Source organism: Noviherbaspirillum malthae (assembly GCF_015352985.1).
Classification (GTDB): Bacteria; Pseudomonadota; Gammaproteobacteria; order Burkholderiales; family Burkholderiaceae_D; genus Noviherbaspirillum; species Noviherbaspirillum malthae.
In genome coordinates this window covers 1-1,108 of record NZ_JACYXF010000190.1, presented here as the reverse complement: position 1 = coordinate 1,108, position 1,108 = coordinate 1, and the positions used below count along the sequence as shown (strand labels likewise).

The following is a 1,108-nucleotide window of genomic DNA, read 5'->3' as shown; positions in this document are numbered from 1 at the left end:
CTAAGCACGAAAACAAAAGGATGTTGACCTATACTGGATATCATGAGTGCGCAGGAGGGCATTGCCATGAGCGGGATCCATCTAACTGCCGAAGAGCAACTGCAGCTTGAGCAGACCTTGCGTGAAACCCACGACGCGCACCAGTACAAGCGCACACTGGCGATTCTGGAATACAGCCGCGGCCGTCCCATCAAGGAGGTTGCGCAGTCGCTTGGCGTGACGCGGCAAAGCATCCACAACTGGGTAGTGAAGTTGCAGCAGCAAGGCACATCACAGGCCCTCGTCGATGGAGCCCGTCCGGGGCGGCCGCGCCAGGCCGATGCAAGGGTGGAAACCCTGCTGCAATCCCTGATGATGGTGTCTCCCGGGCGCTGCGGATATGAGGCCACCTACTGGACAACGCCTTTGTTACAGGATCAGGTACGAAGGAGCCTGGGGATCGACTGCTGCACCATGACACTCCGCCGTTGCCTGCATCGGATGGGATATCGATGGAAACGCCCTCGTTATGTGTTAGCGCCAGATCCGCAAAAGGCGGAAAAAAAAGAAGCGCATCAAACGTACGCTGGGCAGGCTCAGACAACGCAGCGTTATCCTGATAGAAGACGAGACTGATCTGCTGCAATTCCCACCGCTGCGCGCGATGTGGTCACCGCGTGGCGTTCCTGCCCGCGTCATGCTGAGCGGGGCCAATCAACGTCGAGTGGTCTACGGCTGCATGAACTTGCGTACTGGCCATCGCATCTTCCATGTCAGCCGCCGGCAGCGTGCTGCAGATTTCCAGGCGTTCTTGCGTAAGGTGTGTCGGCACTATCGCGGCTGGCATGTCGTCATGCTGCTCGATGGCGACACCAGCCATACCGCAAAGTCGACGCAAGTTCTGGCAAGGCACCTTGGCATCCGTCTGGTCTGGCTGCCTAAGCGCACCCCGGAGCTGAACCCGATGGAGCTGCTATGGGCGCAAGGTAAAAAGGCGACAAGCACTAATTGGCAATATGGCTCGATTGAAGAGCACGTCACTGCCTTCCTACACTATGTGCGTGGTCTATCGAATGCAGCAGCGCGACGGATCGCCGGTATCTTGTCCAAACACTTCTGGCTGCGCCGT

Annotated in this window: 2 protein-coding genes; both read left to right on the top strand. The window is 58.1% G+C overall.

The genetic code is table 11. From position 1 onward, the window contains the following. The first annotated feature begins 42 nt into the window (after positions 1 to 42). A complete protein-coding gene (locus tag IGW03_RS37685; protein WP_194727490.1) occupies positions 43 to 615 on the top strand; it encodes a winged helix-turn-helix domain-containing protein in 573 nt (190 codons plus the stop codon). A gap of 28 nt (positions 616 to 643) precedes the next feature. Beyond that, positions 644 to 1,108 (top strand): transposase (locus IGW03_RS37680; RefSeq protein ID WP_267253662.1); only part of this gene is annotated, 465 nt, incomplete at its 3' end.